Here is a 299-nt window from a genome sequence, read left to right on the forward strand (position 1 = left end):
CTGGAAGCTTCCAGGCAGGTGTTGCCTATGGCTCATATGGTGGTTTACAGTTCAACGTTGGGGTGAGTGAGTCCAACTTCCTGGGTACAGGTAACCAGCTCGCATTCAACATTAACACTGGCCGTGGCTCTAAGCGTTACACCGTTTCTTATACCGACCCTTATTTCACACCGGATGGCGTATCTCAGGGCAGTAGTATTTTTTACAGTGACTTCGATGGTACTAAGTTAGGTCTGATTGATTATGACCAGACTAACTATGGTATTGGCACCAATTTTGGTTTCCCAATCGATGCCGTT

The 299-nt window shown here is 46.5% G+C and carries 1 protein-coding gene; it reads left to right on the plus strand.

The window, feature by feature from the left end; all coding sequences use genetic code 11:
• Positions 1-299, plus strand: a 299-nt coding sequence (locus CWB98_RS23695; protein ID WP_171045758.1) for a BamA/TamA family outer membrane protein, incomplete at both ends; no start/stop codon positions are given.

This window comes from Pseudoalteromonas rubra (assembly GCF_005887115.1).
GTDB classification, from domain to species: domain Bacteria; phylum Pseudomonadota; class Gammaproteobacteria; order Enterobacterales; family Alteromonadaceae; genus Pseudoalteromonas; species Pseudoalteromonas rubra_F.